The following is a 21,112-nucleotide window of genomic DNA, read 5'->3' on the forward strand; positions in this document are numbered from 1 at the left end:
CGGATCTCTCAGGCTGAGATGCCGTCGATCCGGGCCATGGCGTCGTCCGCGCCGAACGGTTGCAAGTACGGCAGCCAGCGGGGGTCACGGTGTCCCGTGCCGATGATCCGCCAGGCCAGGCCCGTCGGCGGGGCGGGTTGCTGGTGCAGCCGCCAGCCGAGCTCCGGCAGGTGGCGGTCCGCCTTGACGTGGTTGCAGCGGCGGCAGGCCGCCACCACGTTGTCCCAGGCGTGCTGTCCGCCGCGGCTGCGCGGAATCACGTGGTCGACGCTGGTCGCGGCGGCGCCGCAGTACATGCAGCGGCCCCCGTCCCGGGCGAACAGCGCCCTGCGGGTCAGCGGCACGGGCCCCCGGTAGGGGACCCGTACGAACCGCTTCAGGCGGACGACGCTGGGGGCCGGGACGGCCCGGGTGGCACTGTGCATGAAGGCGCCGGACTCCTCTAGGCAGATGGCCTTGTTTTCGAGGACGAGGACGAGCGCGCGGCGGAGCGGTACGACGCCGAGTGGCTCGTACGACGCGTTGAGAACCAGGACATGCGGCACGGCGGATGCCTCCTTGTACGCCGGCGGCGCGTGGCTCGCGCCGGGACGATCCGATCTCAGTCTCTACTCCTGCCTGGTCGGAGCGCCACCACGTGCGGGTAACGGGCCGGGAGGATTTTCTTCCCGGCCCTCCGTCCCGGCGGTGGCGGGACCCGCTGTGCGATCGGCCACAGGCAGCCGCCGACGGCACCCTCGCTCCCCGGCCTCCCGCCTCCGGTATCCCCCCGTGCGGCGTGTCCCTCCGCTCGGTCACGGCAACGGAGCACTCGCGGTGCCCCGTTAGTGTGGTCGGGCCGCCGTCGCCCATCTGGAGGTCCCACCGTGTCCCTGTCCGCCCTGTTGGCCGCAGCCCCGTCACCCGGGCCCGGCAGCTCGTTGGACGAAGCCGCCAAGCAGGCCGGCGACGCCGCGGGCTGGGTGGAGGAGAACTGGTCCACCTGGCTGAACACCGGTCTGCGGATCATCCTCATCGCGGCCATCGCGATCGTGTTGCGCATCGCGATCCGGCGTGCCCTCACCAAGCTCATAGAACGGATGAACCGCAGCGCCCAGGCGGTGGAGGGCACCGCGCTCGGCGGGCTGCTGGTCAACGCGGAGCGCCGCCGCCAGCGCTCGGAGGCGATCGGTTCGGTCCTCCGCTCGGTCGCGTCGTTCCTGATCCTCGGCACGGCCGCGCTGATGATCCTGGGCGCGTTCCAGATCAATCTGGCGCCGCTGCTGGCCTCCGCCGGGGTGGCGGGGGTGGCGCTCGGTTTCGGTGCGCGCAACCTGGTCACCGACTTCCTCTCCGGCGTCTTCATGATCCTGGAGGACCAGTACGGCGTGGGCGACACGGTCGACGCGGGCGTCGCCTCCGGCGAGGTCATCGAGGTCGGATTGCGGGTCACCAAACTGCGCGGCGACAACGGGGAGATCTGGTACGTCCGCAACGGCGAGGTGAAGCGGATCGGCAACCTCAGCCAGGGCTGGTCGACGGCGGGCGTCGATGTGACGGTGCGCCCCACGGAGAACCTCGACACGGTCCGTACGGTGATCGCCGAGGCGGCCGCCGCGATGGCCAAGGAGGACCCGTGGAACGAGCGGCTGTGGGGCCCGGTGGAGATCCTGGGCCTGGACTCCGTGCTGCTGGACTCGATGACGGTCCGGCTGAGCGCCAAGACGATGCCGGGCAAGGCGCTGGGCGTGGAACGCGAGCTGCGCTGGCGGATCAAGCAGGCGTTCGACGAGGCGGGCATCCGGATCGTCGGCGGTCTCCCGGCCCAGGCGGACGAGCCCTCCAAGGCCGACCCGGCGGCCGGTATGGCCGCCCCCTCGGCCTATGCCTCGGCCACCTCGCCCCAGTCGCTGGCCACCGCGCCGATCCCCCCGCCGAACACGGCGAAGTAGCACCCGCCGCACACGCGTCCGGCGGGCAGCCGCGGCCCCAACTCGGTTCGGCGGCGAACCGAGTTGGGCATGCGTCTCCCTGGACCCGGATATTCCGGAAGTGTGCCAGGTAACGCTTTGGTTGCCACCACGGCGCTGCCCATTGACGGCCAGGTGACGCGCGCATACGGTCCTCTCACCGAATAGGAAACTTTCCTAACAGAGGGCAGGTGCAGCGCTCATGGCCGGAACCACACCGGGAACCCCCCGCGTCCTGCGGGCCATGAACGACCGGGCCGCCCTCGATCTGCTGCTGGAGCACGGCCCCCTCTCGCGGACCAGGATCGGAAAGCTGACCGGCCTCTCCAAGCCCACCGCCTCCCAGCTGCTGGCACGGCTGGAGGCGGCCGGGCTGGTCGTCGCGACCGGGACCGTGGCCGGCCGGCCCGGACCCAACGCCCAGCTGTACGGGGTGAACGCGGGCGCCGCCCATGTCGCGGGGCTGGACGTGAACGCCCGCCGGATCGTCGCCGCCGTCGCCGATGTGACCGGGGAGACCGTCGGCCACTTCGAGCTGCGCACCCGCGGACGGCGCGCCGACAGCGTGGTGCGGCAGGTGACGGAGTCCCTGGACGGGGCGGTGAAGGACGCCGGGCTGACCCGCGCCGATGTGCACCGGGTCGTCATCGGCACCCCGGGCGCCTTCGACCCCGGCACCGGGCGGCTTCGCTACGCCTCGCACCTGCCGGGCTGGCACTCCCCCACGCTGCTGGAGGAGCTGGCCGCCTTCCTGCCGATGCCGGTCGAGTACGAGAACGACGTGAACCTGGTCGCGGTGGCCGAGCAGCGGCTGGGCGCGGCGCGCGGGCACGAGGACTTCGTCCTGCTGTGGAACGAGGAGGGGCTGGGCGCCGCCCTCGTCATCAACGGGCGGCTGCACCGGGGCTTCACCGGCGGCGCGGGCGAGGTCGGCTTCCTGCCGGTGCCGGGCGCCCCGCTGGTCCGTCAGGTCACCAAGGTGAACGCGGGCGGCTTCCAGGAGCTGGCCGGTGCGCAGGTGCTGTCCCGGCTGGGCCGGGAGCTCGGCATCGACGACGAGCTGATCCGCGCCCCGGGCACCCACCACGAGGTCGCCGCCCGGCTGCTCGCCCACGCCGCCGAGGCCGCCCAGGCGGGCGAGGACGGCCCGTACCCCCGGCTCCTCGATCTGTTCGCCACCGGCCTCGCGACCGGCCTCGCCTCCATGATCGCCGTGCTGGATCCGGAGGTCGTCGTGCTGTCCGGCGAGGTGATCGCGGCGGGCGGGGAGCCGCTGCGCTGCCGGGTGGCGTCCGAACTCACCGAACTCTCCGCCTCCCGGCCCCGGCTGATCGCCGGGGAAGTGAAGCACCGCCCCGTACTGCGGGGCGCGCTGGAGAGCGCCCTCGCCACCACCCGCGACGAGGTCTTCGACACGTCCCGCTGATCCCTTCTCGGCCAGCCTCTTCCCTCCGTACCTCCGCCCCCATCCTCCATCGGGAGACCGCCATGTCCGGAAACCGCCGGAAGACGGCCGCCGCGTTCGCCGCGACCGCCGCCCTGTCCCTGCTCGCCTCGGCCTGTACCGGCCAGAGCAACTCCGGTGCCAGTGATGACCCGTCCAAGGAAACGACCATCACCTTCTGGCACGGCTGGAACTCCCCGAACGAGGTCGCGGGCATCGAGGCGTCGGTGGCCGCCTTCCGGAAGGCCCACCCCAACATCCATGTGAAGGTCGTCGGCGGCATGACCGACGACAAGATCAACCAGGCGCTACGGGCGGGCGGTTCGAACGCCCCGGACGTCGTCTCGTCGTTCACCACGAACAATGTCGGCAAGTTCTGTTCGTCGAAGGCGTTCTCCGACCTCGATCCCTTCCTGAAGAAGGACGGGATCGACCCGGACAAGACCTTCCCGAAGGCGATGAACGAGTACACGCAGTTCGACGGGGTGCGCTGCACCGTGCCGCTGCTCGGTGACGCGTACGGCCTCTACTACAACAAGGACGCATTCGCCGCGGCCAAGATCACCAGGCCGCCGAGGACCTGGTCGGAGCTGGCCGAGGTCGCCAAGAAGCTCACGAAGACCAAGGGCGACTCGTACGAGCGGCTCGGCTTCATGCCGAACTACCACGGCTACGAGACGACGACCGAGCACTACCTCGGCTCCTGGGACCCGAAGTACTTCGACGCGGACGGCAAGTCGAACATCGCCAAGGACCCGTCGTTCGCCGACATGCTCACGACCCAGAAGAAGCTGGTCGACGACCTGGGCGGCTACGAGAAGCTGGAGAAGTTCCGTACGTCCTTCGGCGACGAGTGGGGGGCCAAGCACCCGTTCCACACCGGCCAGGTGGCGATGCAGCTGGACGGCGAGTGGCGGCTGGCGATGGCCGAGGAGACCAAGCCGGGGTTCGAGATCGGGGTCGCCCCGCCGCCGGTCGCCGACGACCAGGCCGACAGCTACGGCAAGGGGTATCTGACCGGCACCATCGCCGGGATCGCCGCCACCTCGAAGAAGCAGAACGCGGCCTGGGAGCTGGTGAAGTTCATGACCACCGACACCGACGCCGTGGTGAACTTCGCCAACGCCATCCACAACGTGCCCTCGACCCTGGCGGCGCTGAAGTCGCCGAAGCTGAAGTACGACCCGCGGTTCAAGACCTTCCTGGACATCGCCGCGAACCCGGCCAGCACCACCACCCCGGCCTCGGTGAACGGCGGCGCCTACCTGACCTCCCTGCAGAACCTCGGATTCGACATCGAGAAGGGCAAGCAGAAGGACGTCGAGGCGGGCCTGGAGAACACCGCCAAGGAAATCGACGCGGCGATCGCACAGGCGAAGTAGCACCGCGATGACCACCTACACACTCCGGTCGAAGCGCCGCCGCTCGGCGCTGCGAACCGCGGCCTTCATGTCGCCCTGGCTGATCGGGTTCTGCGTCTTCTTCGCCTACCCGCTGATCTCCACCGTCTACTTCTCCTTCACCGACTACGACGGTTTCACGGACCCCGTGTTCAGCGGGCTGAAGAACTGGTCGTTCGTCTTCAACGACTACCCGCTGTTCTGGCCGGCGCTGCGCAACACGCTCTGGCTGGTCGTGGTCATGGTCACCTGCCGGGTGGTGTTCGGCCTCGGCGTCGGGATGCTGATCACCCGGATCAAGACGGGCGCCGGGGTCTTCCGCACCCTGTTCTACCTGCCGTACCTGGCCCCGCCGGTCGCGGCGACGCTCGGCTTCGTCTTCCTGCTCAACCCCGGTACCGGGCCGGTCAATTCGATCCTCGGCGAGCTGGGGCTCCCCACGCCCGGCTGGTTCACCGACGCCGCCTGGTCCAAGCCGGCCCTGACCGCGCTCGCGGTGTGGGGGGTGGGCGACCTGATGGTGATCTTCATGGCCGCCCTGCTCGACGTACCGAAGGAGCAGTACGAGGCGGCGGAGCTGGACGGGGCGACCTCGTTCCAGCGGTTCCGCTTCGTCACCCTGCCGAACATCTCGCCGATCATCATGTTCGCGGTGGTCACCGGGATCATCCAGACGATGCAGTACTACACCCAGCCGTTCGTGGCCGGGAAGGTCGCCTCGGGCGTGATGGGCGGCTCCGGGCAGCAGTTCGAACCGGGCTATCCCGACAAGTCGACACTGACGCTTCCGCAGGTCGTCTACAACCTCGGTTTCCAGCGCTTCGACTACGGCTCCGCCTGCGTGGTCGCACTCGTTCTCTTCGTGCTCGCCATGGCGTTCACCACACTGCTGATGCGACGCCGCAGCGGACTGATCCAGGCAGGTGAGTGACGTGGCGCAAGTACTCGACGCGGTCAAGGAAGCCGACCCCGCGACCGGCGCGGTCACCCCGGCCGAACGCACGGCGCGCCGCAAGTCGCTGCTGAACTGGATCGCCGTGCACTCGCTCGGGGTCGCCGCCGCGCTCTTCTTCGTGCTGCCGTTCGTCTTCCTGGTGCTCACCTCGCTGATGAACGGCCAGCAGACGCTGACCCGCGATCTGTGGCCGCACCCCTTCGAATGGAGCAACTACCAGCGGGTCTTCGACACCGACGGCTTTCTGACCTGGTGGAAGAACACCCTGCTGTACGCGGGGCTCGGCACCGTCCTCACGGTCGTCTCCTCGCTGCCCGTGGCGTACGCGCTCGCCAAGTTCCGCTTCCGCGGCCGGCATCTGTCGCTGATGCTGGTCATCTCGATGATGATGCTGCCGCCGCAGGTCGTCGTCATCCCGATGTACCTGTTCTGGGCGAAGCAGCTGGACCTGTCCGGCACGCTCTGGCCGCTGATCATCCCGATGGCCTTCGGCGACGCGTTCTCCATCTTCCTGCTGCGGCAGTTCCTGCTGACCATCCCGAACGAGTACCTCGACGCGGCGAAGGTCGACGGCTGCGGCGAACTGCGCACCCTGCTCAAGGTCGTCGTGCCGATGGCCAAGCCGGGCATCGCCGCCGTGGCCCTCTTCCAGTTCTTCTACGCCTGGAACGACTACTTCGGCCCACAGATCTACGCCTCGGAGAACCCGGCCGCCTGGACGCTCAGCTACGGCCTGGAGACCTTCAAGAGCGCACACCACACCGACTGGAACCTGACCATGGCCGCGACCGTACTGGTCATGGCCCCCGTGATCCTCGTCTTCTTCTTCGCCCAGAAGGCGTTCGTCGAGGGCGTCACACTGACCGGAGTAAAGGGCTGACCTATGAAGCTGGCAGTAGTTGGTGGCGGGTCCACCTACACACCTGAACTGATCGACGGCTTCGCCCGGCTGCGGGACACGCTGCCCATCGAGGAGCTGGTGCTCGTCGATCCGGCGGCCGACCGCCTGGAGCTCGTCGGCGGCCTCGCCCGTCGGATCTTCGCCAAGCAGGGCCACCCGGGGCGGATCGTCACCACCTCGGACCTGGACGCGGGCGTCGCCGACGCCGACGCCGTCCTGCTCCAGCTGCGCGTCGGCGGCCAGGCCGCCCGCAACCAGGACGAGACCTGGCCGCTGGAGTGCGGCTGCGTCGGCCAGGAGACCACCGGCGCAGGCGGCCTCGCCAAGGCGATGCGGACCGTGCCGGTCGTCCTGGACATCGCCGAGCGGGTCCGGCGCACCAACCCGGACGCCTGGATCATCGACTTCACCAACCCGGTGGGCATCGTCACCCGGGCACTGCTCCAGGCCGGCCACAAGGCCGTCGGCCTGTGCAACGTGGCCATCGGCTTCCAACGGAAGTTCGCCCGGCTGCTCGACGTCACCCCGGCCGAGGTCCACCTGGACCACGTCGGGCTCAACCACCTGACCTGGGAACTCGGCGTCCGCCTCGGCGGCCCGGACGGCGAGAACGTCCTGCCGAAGCTGCTCGCCGAGCACGGCGACGCGATCGCGGACGACCTGCGCATGCCCCGGGCGATCACCGACCGCCTCGGCGTCGTGCCCTCGTACTACCTGCGCTACTTCTACGCGCACGACGCGGTCGTGCGGGAGCTCGGCACCAAGCCGTCCCGGGCGGCCGAGGTCGCCGCGATGGAGAAGGAACTCCTCGCCATGTACGGCGATCCGGCGCTGGACGAGAAGCCCGCGCTGCTCGCCAAGCGCGGCGGCGCCTTCTACTCGGAGGCCGCCGTCGATCTGGCGTCCTCGCTGCTTGGCTCGGGCGGCTCCGCGGTGCAGGTGGTCAACACGTACAACAAGGGCACGCTGCCGTTCCTGCCGGACGACGCGGTGATCGAGGTGCAGGCCCGGGTCGACGGCACGGGGGCGACCCCGCTCGCCGTTCCCGAGCTGGACCCGCTGTTCGCCGGTCTGATCGCCAACGTGACGGCGTACGAGGACCTCGCCCTGGAGGCCGCGCTCCGCGGGGGCCGCGACCGGGTGTTCAAGGCGCTGCTGGCCCACCCGTTGATCGGCCAGTTCGAGTACGCCGAGGCGCTCACCGACAAGCTGATCGCGCACAACCGGGAGCACCTGGCGTGGGCGTGAACGCTTCGGTCCTCGCGATCGACGCGGGGAACAGCAAGACCGACGTGGCACTGATCGGTGCGGACGGGACGGTGCTCTCGACGGCCCGCGGCGGCGGTTTCCAGCCGCCGGCCGTGGGGGTCGAGACAGCCGTCGACGTCCTCGGCGCGGCCGTCGGCCGGGCGCTGGAGCTCGCCGGCGAGGCCGCCGGTCCGGTCGCGCACGTGTCCGCCTGTCTCGCCAACGCCGACCTCCCGGTGGAGGAGGAACAGCTGGCCGCGGCGCTGCGCGCGCGGGGCTGGGGCGACACCGTCGAGGTGCGCAACGACACCTTCGCCATACTGCGCGCCGGGGTGGACGAGCCGCGCGGAGTGGCCGTGGTCTGCGGCGCGGGGATCAACTGCGTCGGCATGGTGCCGGACGGGCGGACCGCGCGGTTCCCCGCCATCGGCCGGATATCCGGCGACTGGGGCGGCGGCGCCGGGCTCGCCGAGGAGGCCATGTGGTTCGCCGCGCGGGCGGAGGACGGCCGCGGCGCGCCGACCGAGCTGGCCCGCGCGCTGCCCGCGCACTTCGGGCTGGGCTCGATGTACGCGCTGATCGAGGCGCTGCACCTGGGACGGATCGAGTTCGAGCGGCGCCACGAGCTGGCCCCGGTGCTCTTCGCGACCGCGGCCGCCGGTGACGCGGTGGCGGGCGCCCTGGTGGAGCGGCTGGCGGAGGAGGTCGTCGCGATGGCGTCGGTCGCGCTCGGCAGGCTGGACCTGCTGGACGAGGAGGCGCCGGTGGTGCTGGGCGGCAGCGTGCTGGCGGCCCGCCACCCGCAGCTGGACGCGGAGCTCACCGGCCGCCTCGCGGCACGCGCCCCGAAGGCGGTGCTCCGGGTGGTGACCCAGCCGCCGGTGCTGGGGGCCGCGCTGCTCGGCCTGGACCGCACGGGTGCGCCCGCCGCCGTCCATGAGAGGCTGCGCGCGCAGTACAACTGACATGCCGTGACCCGCCGGAGCCTGTCCGGCGGAAGCGGGGGGCCTGACGGGTCCGAGGGGCGTTCCGTGGCGATTTCACGCCGTGGGACGCCCCTTGCGCACGGGAACCGATCAGTTGTCCCGGACGTGTTCATGAGTGGGGAGATCGGCCCGCTCCGGGTACTGGTCCGCCGATCGGCTTGATCGGCGGCGCAGGCCTTGATCGAATGCGTGCGAGGGCATCCGCGGACCGATGCGGGATCCGGCCGTTCCTGGTGTGGATGCCGGTCCCTGCGGCCATACTTCATGGCCGGGCACCAGTCCCCGACCGGCCGGGGGCCGGGCCACCGTCAGTGACCGAGGGGGAGGTCGAGTGACACACCCGCCGAATGTGCGCACGGCACCGGAACACGAGCGGGCACAGCCGCCCGTGCCCACGGCCGTACCCGTTCCGCCGCAGCGCGGCGCGCTGTCCGTGACGGCCGACAAGGTGCGCGCGGCGGCCACCACCGAGCCGGGCCGCCTCCAGATCATCGGGGCCGTACTGGCCCTGCTCGTCGTGGCGTTCGGGGCCGTGACGGCGTTCGAGATCGCCGACCGGGCGTCCGCCGCCGACGACGTGGTGGGCCGCAGCCAGCCGCTGAGCGCCGACGCGGCGGCCGTCTACCGCTCGCTGGCGGACGCCGACACCGCCGCGGCGAGCGGTTTCCTCGCCGGGGCGCAGGAGCCGCGTGACCTCCACGACCGGTACGAGAAGGACATCCGGGAGGCGTCCCGCCTCCTGGTGAAGGCCGCCGCCAACACGGACGCGTCGACCGAGTCCGGCCACGAGATCACCACCCTCAACGAGGAACTCCCCCGGTACACCGGCCTGATCGAGCGGGCCCGCGCCAACAACCGGCAGGGCCTCCCGCTGGGCGGCGCCTACATCCGGTACGCCAACCAGCGGATGAGCAAGGTGCTGCTGCCGGCCGCCGAGCGGCTGTACGCGGCGGAGACCGGCCGGCTCGGCGAGGACAGCGACGCGGCGCGGGCCCGGCCGTACCTCTCGCTCGCGCTCGGAGTCGTGGCGCTGGCCGCGCTGTTCTGGATGCAGCGGCGCAACTACCGCAGGACGAACCGGGTGTTCAACCATGGGCTGCTCGTCGCGACCGCGGCGTCCACCGTGGTGCTGCTGTGGCTGGCCGTGGGGCACACGGTGGCACGGTCCGAGCTGCACGGCGCGGATGCGAACGGGCAGCAGTCCCTCGATGTGCTCAACCACGCGCGGATCGATTCGCTGAAGGCGCGCGCCAATGAGAACCTCACCCTGGTCGCCCGCGGCGCCGTGCTCACCGCGGACGGTCAGCACGACAAGTACGAGACCGACTACACCGCGGACATGAAGGCCCTCGGCGCCGAGCTGAAGAAGGCCGGGCAGCTGGCCGACGACGCCCGCGGCGGCGACCCGGTGAAGAAGGCGGTCGACGCCGTCTCCGAGTGGCAGGACCGCCACCGGACGGCCCGTACGGCCGACGACGGCGGCGACTACGAGGGCGCGCGGGCGCAGATCATCGGGCCGGAGGACTCGACGGGTGAGTCCTTCGAGCGGGTGGACGACGCGCTGGAGCGGGCGCTCGCCCATGAGCAGGACGAGTTCACCCGGGCCGCGAAGGACGGGCGCGGGGCGCTGGGCGGGCTGCCGGTCGGGGCCGCCGCGCTGGCCGTGCTGGGTGCCGCGGCCACGATCGTCGGTATCAACCGCAGGCTCTCGGAGTACCGGTGAGCGGAGGAGCGATGACCAGGAAGCTCAGGGGCGCGAGGGCCGGGGCGGGCCCCGGGTCCGCCCGCGGCAGGCTGCACGGCTGGGGCGGGGTGACCGGCATGGCCGTGGCCTGCGCGGTGACGGCCGCCGTCACCCTGCTGCCGCTCTCCCACAACGGCTCCGAGGTCCTCGGCGGGGGCTTCGCGGGGCGGGGCGCGGCCCAGGCGGTGCAGACCAGGGCCGACAGCTGCACGGACCCGGAGGCGAGTCTCCCGCCGTCGTCCGGCGGCGGTCCGAACATCGAGAAGATCAAGCAGCGCGGAAAGCTGATCGCGGGCGTCGACCAGAACAGCTTCAGCTGGGGATACCGCAATCCAGCGGCCGGCCGGGGCAAGGACGGGCTGGAAGGGTTCGACATCGATCTGGTGCGGGCCATCGCCGAGAACATCCTGGGCGACCCCGACGCGGTGATCTTCCGGGCCATCCCCACCAACCAGCGGATCGCCGCCCTGGAGAACGACAAGGTGGACGTCGTCGTCCGGACGATGACCATCAACTGCGCCCGGCTGAAGCAGGTCTCGTTCTCCACGGCGTACTTCCAGGCCGGGCAGCAGGTCCTCGCGCCCAAGGGCTCGACGATCACCGGGTACGACAGGTCCCTGGCCGGCAAGCGGGTCTGCACCGCCGAGGGCTCCACCGCCTACGAGGCCCTGGAGAAGCAGTCGTTCGGCGCGGTCTTCAAGGACCCGCACGACGGCACCGAGGCGGACGAGGACCAGCTCACCGTCCCCAACCAGCTGGACTGCCTGGTGCGGCTCCAGCTGGACGAGGTCGACGCGGTGGTCACGGACAACGCGCTGGCGGCCGGTCAGGCGGCCCAGGACCCGGCGGTCGAGCTCAAGGGCGACAAGCCGTTCACCACCGAGTACTACGGCGTGGCGGCGAAACTCGGCGCCGACGACCTGGTGGCGCGGGTCAATCAGGTGCTGGTCGACTACCGCAGGGGCGGTGCGGACAGCCGCTGGATGCAGTCCTACCGGCACTGGCTGGAGGACGGCCTGCCGGGGATCAAGGCGCCGCCGGCCCCCAAGTACCGGAACGACTGACAGCCCGGCCGGCCAGGGGCGCTTCGGAGCCGACCCGGCCGGAGAGAGACAGTGGCAGTGATCTGGCCGGGGCCCGTCCCGGCAGGAAGAGCGGAGAGGTGATCGATGGGCGTCGCGGGCCCCTACCCCGGCCGGGCGGCCGGGCCCCCCGTCCCGGTCATGGACCGGGACGAGGCGGACCGTGCGCTGGCCCGGCTCGGCGCGGAGCACGAGGCGATCGAGACCTCGCTCCTCGCCCTCCAGGACCACGCCGGCCGCCGTCTCCTGGAAGGCGCCGAGCTGACCGGCCTCACCAAGGAGCGCTGGGCCTCGACCGATCGGTCGATCACCCTGCTGTGGGGGTACTTCGACGCCTACACGGGGGCGCTCGCCCAGGCCCGTACGGTGCGGGCCCGCCGCCGCCATCCCAACCGGGACGATCTGGTGGCCCTCACCGAGCTGCTGCGCGGCCAGGGAGTCACCGTGGCGCACGCCGCGGCTCGCCCCGATCCGTCGATCACCGGTCCCGCCAAGCTCTCCGAGCAGTTCACGCTGGAGGAGCTGGTCGCCCGGATGAACGAGCTGTACGCCCGCTCGCTGGACATGGTCGTCGCCTCGGACTCGGTGTGGTCCGCGCTGCCCGCCCGGATAGACCTGCTCGCCGCCGAGCTGCACCGCACCCGCTCGCTGGCGCACTCCGTGGGGGTACGGCCCGGTGAGCACCCGGCGGGGGACGACCTGGAGGCGATCACTCACGAGCTGACCACGCTGCGCGTGCAGGTGATCTCCGATCCGCTCGCGTTCTGGCTGCCGGGGCCCGGCAGTTCGGCGCCCGGCGGCGGCCGCCCCGACACGGCGCGCTACGACCGGGCGGCCCGCGCCCTGGACGACGTGCGCCGCGAGATCGAGGCGGTGCTCGCGGTCCGGCAGGACGCCGAGCAGCGCCTGGTCCAGCTGCGCGACGTGCTCTCCCGGGCGGACCGCACCCTGACCGAGGCCCGGTCGGCGCGCGGCGAGGTGCTGGCGAAGATCGCCGCCTCCGAGGTGCCCGCGGTCAGCGGCCCGGCGACCGTGCTCCAGGAGCGGCTGGCCGCCGCTTCGGAGTACCGCAGGCATGCCCAGTGGCACCGGCTGTCCCCGCTCCTGGAGACGCTGGAGCGGGAGGCGGAGGAGGAACTGCTGCGGGCCCGCGAGTCGTTGACCGCGGTCACGGCCCCGCTGGCGGTGCGGGCGGAACTGCGCGGCAGGCTCGACGCGTACAAGGCGAAGGTGGCCCGGCACGGTCTGGCCGAGGATCCGCTGCTGATCGAGCGGTACGACGCGGCGCGCCGGATGCTGTGGAGTGCGCCGTGCGATCTGCGGGTCGCCGGACAGGCGGTGCTGCGCTACCAGGAGGCGGCGGCCGAACTGCTCTCCCAGCAACGGACTCCGGGGCCGGAGGACCGGCGATGACCACAGGGGTACGCAAGGCGGAAGGGCCGCTGCGGCGGCGGGGCGACCAGGGGGACCGACGATGAGTACGCAGTGCCAGCGCCCCGCGTGCGAGGGCAGTTACGAGGACATGGGCGGCGGTGAGCTGTACTGCGACACCTGCGGTCTGGCTCCGGTCGTGTCACCGAGCGGTCTGGTGAGCTCGCCGCCGACCGGGATCGCGGGCGGCGGGGCGAACAGCCGGGGCAGCAGGAGCGGTTCGGCCTCCTCGTCCCGGGCGTCCTCGCGGTCCTCCCGGTCCTCCCGCTCGTCGACCTCCCGGCGTTCGGTGTCGGGGCGGCTCTCGCGTTCGCTCTCCGGCGCCGCCACCTCCCCCTCGGTCTCGGTGCGTTCCTCCGGTTCGTCGTCGAGCCCCTCCGCCCGGGGCAGGCTGGGCGTGGGCCTGGTGCAGGTGCCGGACGTGCCGCGTCCCGATCCGCGCTCGGCGGTGATGGAGAACCCGGAGGTGCCGGAGCGGAAGCGGTTCTGCTCGCGGTCCGACTGCGGGGCCCCGGTCGGCCGCTCCCGCGGTGACCGGGCGGGCCGTACGGAGGGGTTCTGCACCAAGTGCGGCCACCCCTACTCGTTCGTGCCCAAGCTCCGCGCGGGCGACATCGTGCACGGCCAGTACGAGGTCGCCGGATGTCTGGCGCACGGCGGGCTGGGCTGGGTCTACCTCGCGGTCGACCGCGCGGTCTCCGACCGCTGGGTGGTGCTCAAGGGGCTCCTCGACACGGGTGACCAGGACGCCATGGCGGCCGCGATCTCCGAGCGCCGCTTCCTCGCCGAGATCGAGCACTCCAACATCGTCCGGATCTACAACTTCGTCGAGCACCTCGACCAGCGCACCGGCTCGCTCGACGGCTACATAGTCATGGAGTACGTCGGCGGCAAGGCGCTCAAGGACATCGCCAACGAGCGCCGCACCGCCGCCGGGAAGCGCGATCCGCTGCCGGTCGAGCAGGCCTGCGCGTACGGCATCGAGGCGCTGGAGGCGCTCGGCCATCTGCACAGCCGCAACCTGCTGTACTGCGACTTCAAGGTCGACAACGCGATCCAGACCGAGGACCAGCTGAAGCTGATCGACATGGGCGCCGTCCGCAGGATGGACGACGAGGAGTCGGCGATCTACGGCACGGTGGGGTACCAGGCGCCGGAGGTCGCGGAGGTCGGTCCTTCGGTCGCCTCCGACCTGTACACCGTCGCGCGGACGCTCGCGGTGCTCACCTTCGACTTCCAGGGCTACACCAACGTCTTCGTGGACTCGCTGCCGGACCCGGACAACATCGAGGTGTTCCGGACCTACGAGTCGTTCTACCGGCTGCTGGTGCGGGCCACCGACCCGGATCCGGCGCGGCGGTTCGCCTCGGCGGCGGAGATGGCGGAGCAGCTGACGGGTGTGCTGCGCGAGGTGGTGGCGTTGCAGACGGGGCGGCCCCGCCCGGCGCTGTCGACGCTGTTCGGCACCGAGATCCGGGTCACGGACACGCAGTTGTTCCCGGAGCCGGCGGAGGACGTGTCCCGGCTGGGGGCGCGGCCCACCGGCCCGGTTCCGTCCGGCCGCTTCGGGCGGCGGCGCGGCGGCGCGGGGCGGTCCGCCCCGGCCGTGGCGCCGGTGCCGGGCGCGCCGCCCGCTCCCGGGTACGCCGCGCCGGGGGCCGCCCTGCCGACCGTGCCGCCCGCCCACGTCCTGCCCGGCGCGAACGGTCGGGCCCCGGCGCACCCGCAGGCCGGGCCCTCGGTCCCGGCCCCCCGTGTCCCGTCCGGCGGCCCCGGTGCGCCGGCCGGGGCCCCCGTCTCAGGCGGCGGCCACCCGGCCGGGCTGGACGCGCGCTCCACCGCGCTCGCGCTGCCCGTGCCCCGGGTCGACGCGAGCGACCCCAACGCGGGTTTCCTCGCCGGGCTGATGGCCACCGCCCCGGCCGAGCTGATCGCCGCGCTGGACGCGGTGCCCGCGGCCTCGCTGGAGACCCGGCTGCGTGAGCTGCGGGCCCGGCTGGAGCTGAGCGAGCTCGGGGCGGCGGGCCAGGCCCTGACCGCGCTGGAGGGCCGCCACCCGGACGACTGGCGGGTGGTCTGGTACCGCGGCGTCACCTCGCTGGTGACCGGCGACAACGAGAACGCGGCGCTCTCCTTCGACGCGGTGTACGACGCGTTCCCCGGCGAGCCGGCGCCCAAGCTGGCGCTGGGGATCTGCGCGGAGGTCCTGGGCCAGCTGGACAACGCCGCCGAGTACTACCGGCTGGTGTGGACGACCGATCCGAGCTTCGTCAGCGCCGCCTTCGGGCTGGCCCGGGTGCGGTTCGCGGCCGGGGACCGGACCGGGGCCGTCGCGGCGCTGGAGTCGGTGCCGGAGGCGTCGATCCACTACACGGCGGCCCGGGTGGCCGCGGTGCGTGCCCGACTGCGCGGACGGGCCCCGGACGAGCCGCTGATCGATGATCTGATGGCCGCCTCGGCCCAGGTCTCGGGGCTGGCCGGTTTCGGGCTGGACGCCGTGCGCCGGGAAAAGCTGTCGACCGAGGTGCTGGGGACGGCGCTGGACTGGGTGCTCGCGGGCGGCCCGGCGGCGCAGGCCCCCGCACCCGCCGGGTCGGCCGGACCGGGAACGCTGCTCGGCAGTGAGCTGGACGAACGGGGCCTGCGCTTCGGGCTCGAACGTTCGTACAGGATGCTCGCCAGGCTTGCGGAGCCCGGCGATGAGAGGATCGAACTGGTGGAGCGGGCCAACCGCTTCCGCCCCCGGACGTGGGTGTGAAAATGTCGCAGAAGCCCCAGGAGACGGCCCTGTCGAAGTGCCCCGGCTGCGAGGAGCCGCTGGAGCCGGGGGACCTGTTCTGTGGTGCGTGCGGGTACGACCTGTCGGCCGTGCCCCCCGTTCCCCAGGACCGCCCCGCGGCCGCGCCGGCCACGCCGCCGGAGGGCAGTGCGGCCGATCCCGCGCCCGAGAGCCGTTCCGGACCGGACGGGGCGGGTGAGCCGGAAGGATCGGGCGACTTCGAGCTGGCCGCGCCCGACCCGGCGGGTGCGGCGCGGGCCGCCGTCCCGGCGGGTGCGCCCGACCCCCGTACCTCCGCCGCGGAGCCGGTGGCGGCCACGCCGTCGGCCGGTACCCGGGTGTGTGTGGCCTGCCGGGCCGGCCGGGTCGACACCGACGGCTACTGCGAGAACTGCGGTCATGCCCAGCCGCGCGAGCGCGACCACATGGAGCAGGAGCTCGGTTCGGTGGCCGCCGTCAGCGACCGCGGACTGCGCCATCACCGCAACGAGGACGCGTTCGCGGTGTCGACCACCGCGCTGCCCGACGGCTCCCCGGCCGTCGTCGCGATCGTCTGCGACGGCGTCTCGTCGGCCAGCCGCCCCGACGAGGCGTCGGCGGCCGCGGCGAGCGCGGCCAACGAGGCGCTCCTGGAGTCGCTGCCGCGCGGCACCCATCCGCAGCAGGCGATGCACGAGGCGATCCTCGCGGCCGCCGAGGCGGTCAACGCCCTGGCGCAGGAGCCCGGCCGGGCCATGGAGCACGACCGGCCCCGCCACCAGAACTCCCCGGCGTGCACCCTGGTCGGCTCGATCCTGGCGAACGACCTGCTGATCGTCGGCTGGGTCGGGGACAGCCGTGTCTACTGGGTGCCCGACGACCGCGCCCACCCGGCGGCCCGGCTGACCGAGGACGACTCCTGGGCCGCGCAGATGGTGGCGACGGGCCTGATGAACGAGGCCGAGGCGTACGCGGACGAGCGCGCCCACGCCATCACCGGATGGCTCGGCGCCGACGCGTACGAGCTGGAACCGCACACCGCGTCCTTCAAGCCGGACCGGTCCGGTCTGGTGGTCGTCTGCACGGACGGTCTGTGGAACTACGCGGAGTCCGCGGCCGAGATGGCCGCGGCGGTGCCGGCCGACGCGCACCAACGGCCGCTGCACGGCGCGCAGGTGCTGGTGGGGCATGCGCTCGACGGTGGGGGCCACGACAACGTAACAGTGGCTCTGCTGCCGTTCGCCGTGGAGCCCCAGGGGGCAGGATCGGCCTGCGGCACCACGTGAGTCCCGTTCCGTAACGCCTGGTTCCAGTTCCGACCGATCGACCGACCCGGCACCGCTGCCTCCGCCCGCTTTTCTTCCCTCTCAGCTGTCTTCATCCGACATCTGGAGTCCCAAGGAGCCGACCAGATGGCCAACTTCTCCAAGTCGAACGTGCCGCAGTTCTCCGTCGAGGTGTACCAGAACGAATACCTGCCGGAAGGCGGGCGCGAGGTCAACGCGATCGTCACGGTCACCTCGACCGGGGGCGGGACGACCGGTGGCGTCCCGCTGTCCGGTGGCGCCCCGGCGCCCGCGCGCGTTGTCGGCCGGGCACCGGACGCCGCCGTGGTGATCATGGTCGACTGCTCGGGTTCGATGGACTACCCGCCGACGAAGATGCGCAACGCCCGGGACGCGACGGCCGCGGCCATCGACACCCTGCGCGACGGCACCTCCTTCGCCGTCGTCGACGGTACGCATGTCGCCAGGGAGGTCTACCCCGGCAACGGCAGGCTCGCCGTGGCGGACGCGCGGACCAGGGCCCAGGCGAAGGAGGCCCTGCGGTCGCTCAAGGCCGGTGGCGGCACGGCGATCGGCACCTGGCTGCGGCTGGCCGACCGGCTGCTCGGCGCCGCCGATGTGAGCATCCGGCACGGCATCCTGCTCACCGACGGCCGCAACGAGCACGAGGCGCCGGAGGACCTGCGGGCCGCGCTCGAATCCTGCGCGGGCCGTTTCACCTGCGACGCCCGCGGTGTCGGCACCGACTGGGAGGTGAAAGAAGTCACAGCGATCGCCTCCGCGCTGCTCGGCACGGCCGACATCGTCGCCGACCCCGCGGGGCTCGCCGCCGACTTCACGCGGATGATGGAGAACGCGATGGGCAAGGAGGTCGCGGATGTCGCGCTGCGGCTCTGGACGCCCGTCGGGGTCGGGATCACCTTCGTGAAGCAGGTCGCGCCCACGGTCGTCGACCTGACCGGCCGACGCACCGAGGCGGGCCCCCGCGCCGGGGACTACCCCACCGGATCCTGGGGCGACGAGTCCCGCGACTATCACGTGTGCGTGACCGTGCCGCAGGCCGGAATCGGCCAGGAAATGCTGGCGTGCCGGGTCTCGCTGGTCCTCCCCGACCCTGCGGGCGGGGCCCCGCAGACCCTCTCGCAGGGCCTGGTCCGGGCCGTGTGGACCGAGGACATGGTGGCCTCCACCTCGATCAATCCGCAGGTCGCGCACTACACCGGCCAGGCCGAACTGGCACAGGTCATCCAGCAGGGGCTCGATGCCCGCAAGTCGGGAGACTTCGACGGCGCGACCGCGAAACTGGGCCGTGCGGTGCAGCTGGCGTCGGTGTCCGGGAACGAGGACACTGCGAAACTGCTTTCGAAGGTGGTGGACGTCGTCGACGCGGCGACCGGTACTGTGCGACTGAAGGCAAAGGTCGCGGACGCCGACGAGATGACTCTCGAAACGCGCTCGACCAAGACCGTCCGCGTCAAGAAGTAAGCACAGAGCCACACGACCGAACCGCCGGGCCGGAGCGATCCGCCGGGGGCGAAGAGCTGGACAATACGCCGGCCCCGGGGCCGGCCCAGGAGAGGGGGAAGCGCCGACATGCCGACCTGCCCGAACGGACACCAGTCGGGTTCCGATGACTGGTGCGAGGTCTGCGGCCATCGCATGACCGGCGCGGGCGCGCCTGCGGGCGCGGTCCCCCCGCCGCCGCCTCCGCCGCCCGCCGCCGGTTACGGCTTCCCGCCGCCGGGCCCGGGAGCCGACGCGACCCAGCAGGCGGAACTCTGCCCGCAGTGCCGTACGCCGCGCGAGGCGATGGCGCCGTTCTGCGAGGAGTGCCGCTGGAACTTCCTCACGAACACCGCGACGTCGTACACGCCGCTGGCCCCGGCCCACAGCGTTCCCGGTCCGCCGCCCGGTCTCAACCTGCCGCCCGGCTTCCAGGCCCAGCAGCCGCCCGCCCCGCAGCAGCGGCGCGATCCGTTCGAGTACCAGGGCTCGCGGCCCTCGCAGGTGAACCGTCCGGCCGAGCCGCTCTCCCCGGAGCAGGGAAACCGTCCCGGCCCCCCGGCGCCCGGTCCGGGCCCGCAGTCGCCCCCGTCGCCGTTCCAGCAGCAGGGTCCGCCGCCTCCGCCGCCCTTCCAGCAGCAGTCCGCGCCGCCCGCGCCGTTCCAGCAGCAGTCCGCGCCGCCGTTCCAGCAGCAGTCGGCGCCGCCCGCGTTCGAGCAGCCCGGTCCGCCGGCTCCGCAGCCGCCCGCCCCTCAGCAGCAGCAGTCGCCGCAGCCGCCCGCCCCGCCGCAGGGGCCGCAGGGCGGGGACGACGACTGGATGCTGTCGCCGCCGTCCCGTACCGAGGGCCCGCCGCAGCAGTCGGCGCCGCAGCGGGAGCAGCCGCCGTTCCCGGGGCAGCCGCAGAACCAGTCGTCCGCGAGCTGGACCGCCGTCATCGCCCCGGACCGTGAGTACTTCCTGGCGATGATGCAGCGCAGCGGCCCCGAGGCGACCGGGCTGAACCTGCCCGCGTACTCCCCGGAGCAGCAGCTTCCGCTGTCCGGCAACCAGATCACCATCGGCCGCCGCAGGCAGAGCACCGGCGAGTCCCCGGACATCGACCTGTCGGTGCCGCCGGAGGATCCGGGTGTCTCGCACCAGCACGCGGTGCTGGTGCAGCAGCCCGACGGCGGCTGGGCCGTGGTCGACCAGAACTCCACCAACGGCACCACGCTCAACGGCGCCGAGGACCCGATCCAGCCCTATGTCCCCGTCCCGCTCCAGGACGGCGACCGGGTGCACGTCGGGGCGTGGACGACGATCACGGTCCGCCGGGACTGACCGCCTCACGCGGTGGGCAGTGGCCAGGCGTACGGCCCCGCGGGGTCGTCCAGCCAGGCCCACTGCCGCCCGTCGGTGACGGTGATGCCGAACCTCTCCCGCTCGGGGTGGTGCTCGCGCCGCCAGAGGGAGAGGGCCTCGTGCGGATCGAGGGTGGCCCCGGTGAGCGCCAGCAGGAACCGGAAGAGATCGTTCTCGCTGATGCGCCGGGGCACGGCGCCGGTCCGCGGGCGCGGCGCGCTGCGCACCGGGCCGCCGCGCAGCGGTACGAAGTAGGCCGCCGTGTGCAGGAACCTGCCCTCGGCGTACTTCCCGTGCGCCCCTTCCCGTACCCGCAGTGCGATCAGCCCGGTGGCGAACGGGGCCAGGATCCGGGCGCCCGGGACGCACTGTTCCAGCCAGGGCTGCGGGACGCAGGGCAGGGTGCAGGTCGCGATGATCCGGTCGTAGGGGCCGCGCGGGGGCCAGCCCCGTGCCCCGTCCCCGGTGATCACCGCCGGGCGGTACCCGGCCGCGGCCAGGTGCCGGCGGGCCGACTCGGTGATCTCCGGATCGAGGTCGACGGTGGTCACGGCGTCGTCGCCGAGCCGGTGGGCGAGCAGCGCCGCGTTGTAGCCGCTGCCCGCGCCGATCTCCAGGACCCGCTGTCCCTCGTGCACGTCCAGCTCTTCGAGCATCCGGGCCATCAGGGAGGGCTGGCTGCTCGACGAGATCAGTTCGCCGTCCCGGACGCGGGTGGCCAGCGGCCCGTCCGCGTACGCCCCGCGCAGCCACCGGGCCCGCCGGTCCGGGTCGGGGTCCTCGCACCACAGGCGCTCGTGGCCGCCGTCCGCGAAGTAGTACGGCACGAACAGATGGCGCGGCACCTCCTCGAAGGCCGCCCGCCATCCGGGGTCGGCCAGCGCCCCGCCCGCCACGATGGCGCGCACCATCGCCCACCGCTCCTCGGCGGCGGCCGCGGCGAACCGGTCGGTGTGCGCGTCCATACCTCCACCTTCCTGCGCCGACGGCCCGGGAGCCAGGAAGCCGGGCGGACCGGGGCCGCCGGGTCACCGCGCTGCCGGACGGCCCCGGGTCCTTTGTCCGGATCGGGCCGGATCAG

The 21,112-nt window shown here is 72.5% G+C and carries 16 protein-coding genes; 14 read left to right on the forward strand and 2 right to left on the reverse strand.

Going from position 1 to position 21,112, the window contains the following annotated elements:
* Positions 1-8: 8 nt before the first annotated feature.
* The gene (locus ACFVFH_RS04285) at positions 9-545 is read right to left on the reverse strand and encodes an HNH endonuclease (protein WP_018552807.1); all 537 of its coding nucleotides are present in this window, start codon (positions 543-545) and stop codon (positions 9-11) included.
* A 321-nt stretch (positions 546-866) separates the two neighbouring features.
* On the opposite strand from ACFVFH_RS04285, the gene ACFVFH_RS04290 reads away from it, so the two are divergent.
* The 14 genes from ACFVFH_RS04290 to ACFVFH_RS04355 all read left to right on the forward strand — a co-directional run bounded on the left by ACFVFH_RS04290 (position 867) and on the right by ACFVFH_RS04355 (position 20,010).
* A complete protein-coding gene (locus tag ACFVFH_RS04290) occupies positions 867-1,931 on the forward strand; it encodes a mechanosensitive ion channel family protein (protein ID WP_383763098.1) in 1,065 nt (354 codons plus the stop codon).
* A 220-nt stretch (positions 1,932-2,151) separates the two neighbouring features.
* Positions 2,152-3,375 carry an ROK family transcriptional regulator gene (locus tag ACFVFH_RS04295; RefSeq protein ID WP_383763101.1) on the forward strand — a complete coding sequence of 408 codons (1,224 nt, stop codon included), beginning with the start codon at positions 2,152-2,154 and terminating at the stop codon, positions 3,373-3,375.
* A 62-nt stretch (positions 3,376-3,437) separates the two neighbouring features.
* On the forward strand, positions 3,438-4,775 hold the full coding sequence (locus ACFVFH_RS04300) for an ABC transporter substrate-binding protein (RefSeq protein WP_383763104.1): 1,338 nt from the start codon (positions 3,438-3,440) through the stop codon (positions 4,773-4,775).
* A gap of 7 nt (positions 4,776-4,782) precedes the next feature.
* Entirely contained in the window at positions 4,783-5,724 is a 942-nt protein-coding gene (locus ACFVFH_RS04305; protein ID WP_383763106.1) for a carbohydrate ABC transporter permease, read from the forward strand.
* A 1-nt stretch (position 5,725) separates the two neighbouring features.
* Positions 5,726-6,628 carry a carbohydrate ABC transporter permease gene (locus ACFVFH_RS04310; RefSeq protein WP_383763108.1) on the forward strand — a complete coding sequence of 301 codons (903 nt, stop codon included), beginning with the start codon at positions 5,726-5,728 and terminating at the stop codon, positions 6,626-6,628.
* A 3-nt stretch (positions 6,629-6,631) separates the two neighbouring features.
* On the forward strand, positions 6,632-7,897 hold the full coding sequence (locus ACFVFH_RS04315; RefSeq protein ID WP_383763111.1) for a 6-phospho-beta-glucosidase: 1,266 nt from the start codon (positions 6,632-6,634) through the stop codon (positions 7,895-7,897).
* Entirely contained in the window at positions 7,888-8,862 is a 975-nt protein-coding gene (locus ACFVFH_RS04320; RefSeq protein WP_383763114.1) for an N-acetylglucosamine kinase, read from the forward strand. The genes ACFVFH_RS04315 and ACFVFH_RS04320 overlap by 10 nt, the downstream gene beginning before the upstream one ends.
* 352 nt (positions 8,863-9,214) lie before the next feature.
* On the forward strand, positions 9,215-10,606 hold the full coding sequence (locus tag ACFVFH_RS04325) for a hypothetical protein (protein ID WP_383763117.1): 1,392 nt from the start codon (positions 9,215-9,217) through the stop codon (positions 10,604-10,606).
* An 11-nt stretch (positions 10,607-10,617) separates the two neighbouring features.
* Positions 10,618-11,691, forward strand: coding sequence for a glutamate ABC transporter substrate-binding protein (locus tag ACFVFH_RS04330; RefSeq protein WP_383763120.1), 1,074 nt, complete (start codon positions 10,618-10,620; stop codon positions 11,689-11,691).
* Positions 11,692-11,796: 105 nt separating this feature from the next.
* A complete protein-coding gene (locus ACFVFH_RS04335) occupies positions 11,797-13,122 on the forward strand; it encodes a hypothetical protein (protein WP_383763123.1) in 1,326 nt (441 codons plus the stop codon).
* 61 nt (positions 13,123-13,183) lie between these two features.
* On the forward strand, positions 13,184-15,898 hold the full coding sequence (locus ACFVFH_RS04340) for a tetratricopeptide repeat protein (RefSeq protein ID WP_383763125.1): 2,715 nt from the start codon (positions 13,184-13,186) through the stop codon (positions 15,896-15,898).
* Positions 15,895-17,184, forward strand: coding sequence for a protein phosphatase 2C domain-containing protein (locus tag ACFVFH_RS04345; RefSeq protein WP_383763127.1), 1,290 nt, complete (start codon positions 15,895-15,897; stop codon positions 17,182-17,184). The genes ACFVFH_RS04340 and ACFVFH_RS04345 overlap by 4 nt, the downstream gene beginning before the upstream one ends.
* Before the next feature lie 126 nt (positions 17,185-17,310).
* Positions 17,311-18,669: a VWA domain-containing protein gene (locus ACFVFH_RS04350; RefSeq protein WP_383763130.1), complete on the forward strand. Its 1,359-nt coding sequence runs from the start codon at positions 17,311-17,313 to the stop codon at positions 18,667-18,669.
* Between the two features lie 108 nt (positions 18,670-18,777).
* Positions 18,778-20,010, forward strand: coding sequence for an FHA domain-containing protein (locus ACFVFH_RS04355; RefSeq protein ID WP_383763132.1), 1,233 nt, complete (start codon positions 18,778-18,780; stop codon positions 20,008-20,010).
* Between the two features lie 5 nt (positions 20,011-20,015).
* Here the strand turns inward: ACFVFH_RS04355 and ACFVFH_RS04360 are convergent, their stop codons facing one another.
* On the reverse strand, positions 20,016-20,996 hold the full coding sequence (locus ACFVFH_RS04360; RefSeq protein WP_383763135.1) for a methyltransferase domain-containing protein: 981 nt from the start codon (positions 20,994-20,996) through the stop codon (positions 20,016-20,018).
* Positions 20,997-21,112 lie beyond the last annotated feature (116 nt).

The sequence above is a fragment of the Streptomyces sp. NPDC057697 genome (assembly GCF_042799335.1).
GTDB lineage: Bacteria > Actinomycetota > Actinomycetes > Streptomycetales > Streptomycetaceae > Streptomyces.

Bases quoted from the DNA above. Each gene is read 5' to 3' on its own strand.
- ACFVFH_RS04335 (WP_383763123.1), top strand. From the start codon at position 11,797: ATGGGCGTCGCGGGCCCCTACCCCGGCCGGGCGGCCGGGCCCCCCGTC.
- ACFVFH_RS04300 (WP_383763104.1), top strand. From the start codon at position 3,438: ATGTCCGGAAACCGCCGGAAGACGGCCGCCGCGTTCGCCGCGACCGCC.
- ACFVFH_RS04295 (WP_383763101.1), top strand. From the start codon at position 2,152: ATGGCCGGAACCACACCGGGAACCCCCCGCGTCCTGCGGGCCATGAAC.
- ACFVFH_RS04350 (WP_383763130.1), top strand. From the start codon at position 17,311: ATGGCCAACTTCTCCAAGTCGAACGTGCCGCAGTTCTCCGTCGAGGTG.
- ACFVFH_RS04355 (WP_383763132.1), top strand. From the start codon at position 18,778: ATGCCGACCTGCCCGAACGGACACCAGTCGGGTTCCGATGACTGGTGC.
- ACFVFH_RS04305 (WP_383763106.1), top strand. From the start codon at position 4,783: ATGACCACCTACACACTCCGGTCGAAGCGCCGCCGCTCGGCGCTGCGA.
- ACFVFH_RS04340 (WP_383763125.1), top strand. From the start codon at position 13,184: ATGAGTACGCAGTGCCAGCGCCCCGCGTGCGAGGGCAGTTACGAGGAC.
- ACFVFH_RS04360 (WP_383763135.1), bottom strand. From the start codon at position 20,996: ATGGACGCGCACACCGACCGGTTCGCCGCGGCCGCCGCCGAGGAGCGG.
- ACFVFH_RS04315 (WP_383763111.1), top strand. From the start codon at position 6,632: ATGAAGCTGGCAGTAGTTGGTGGCGGGTCCACCTACACACCTGAACTG.
- ACFVFH_RS04330 (WP_383763120.1), top strand. From the start codon at position 10,618: ATGACCAGGAAGCTCAGGGGCGCGAGGGCCGGGGCGGGCCCCGGGTCC.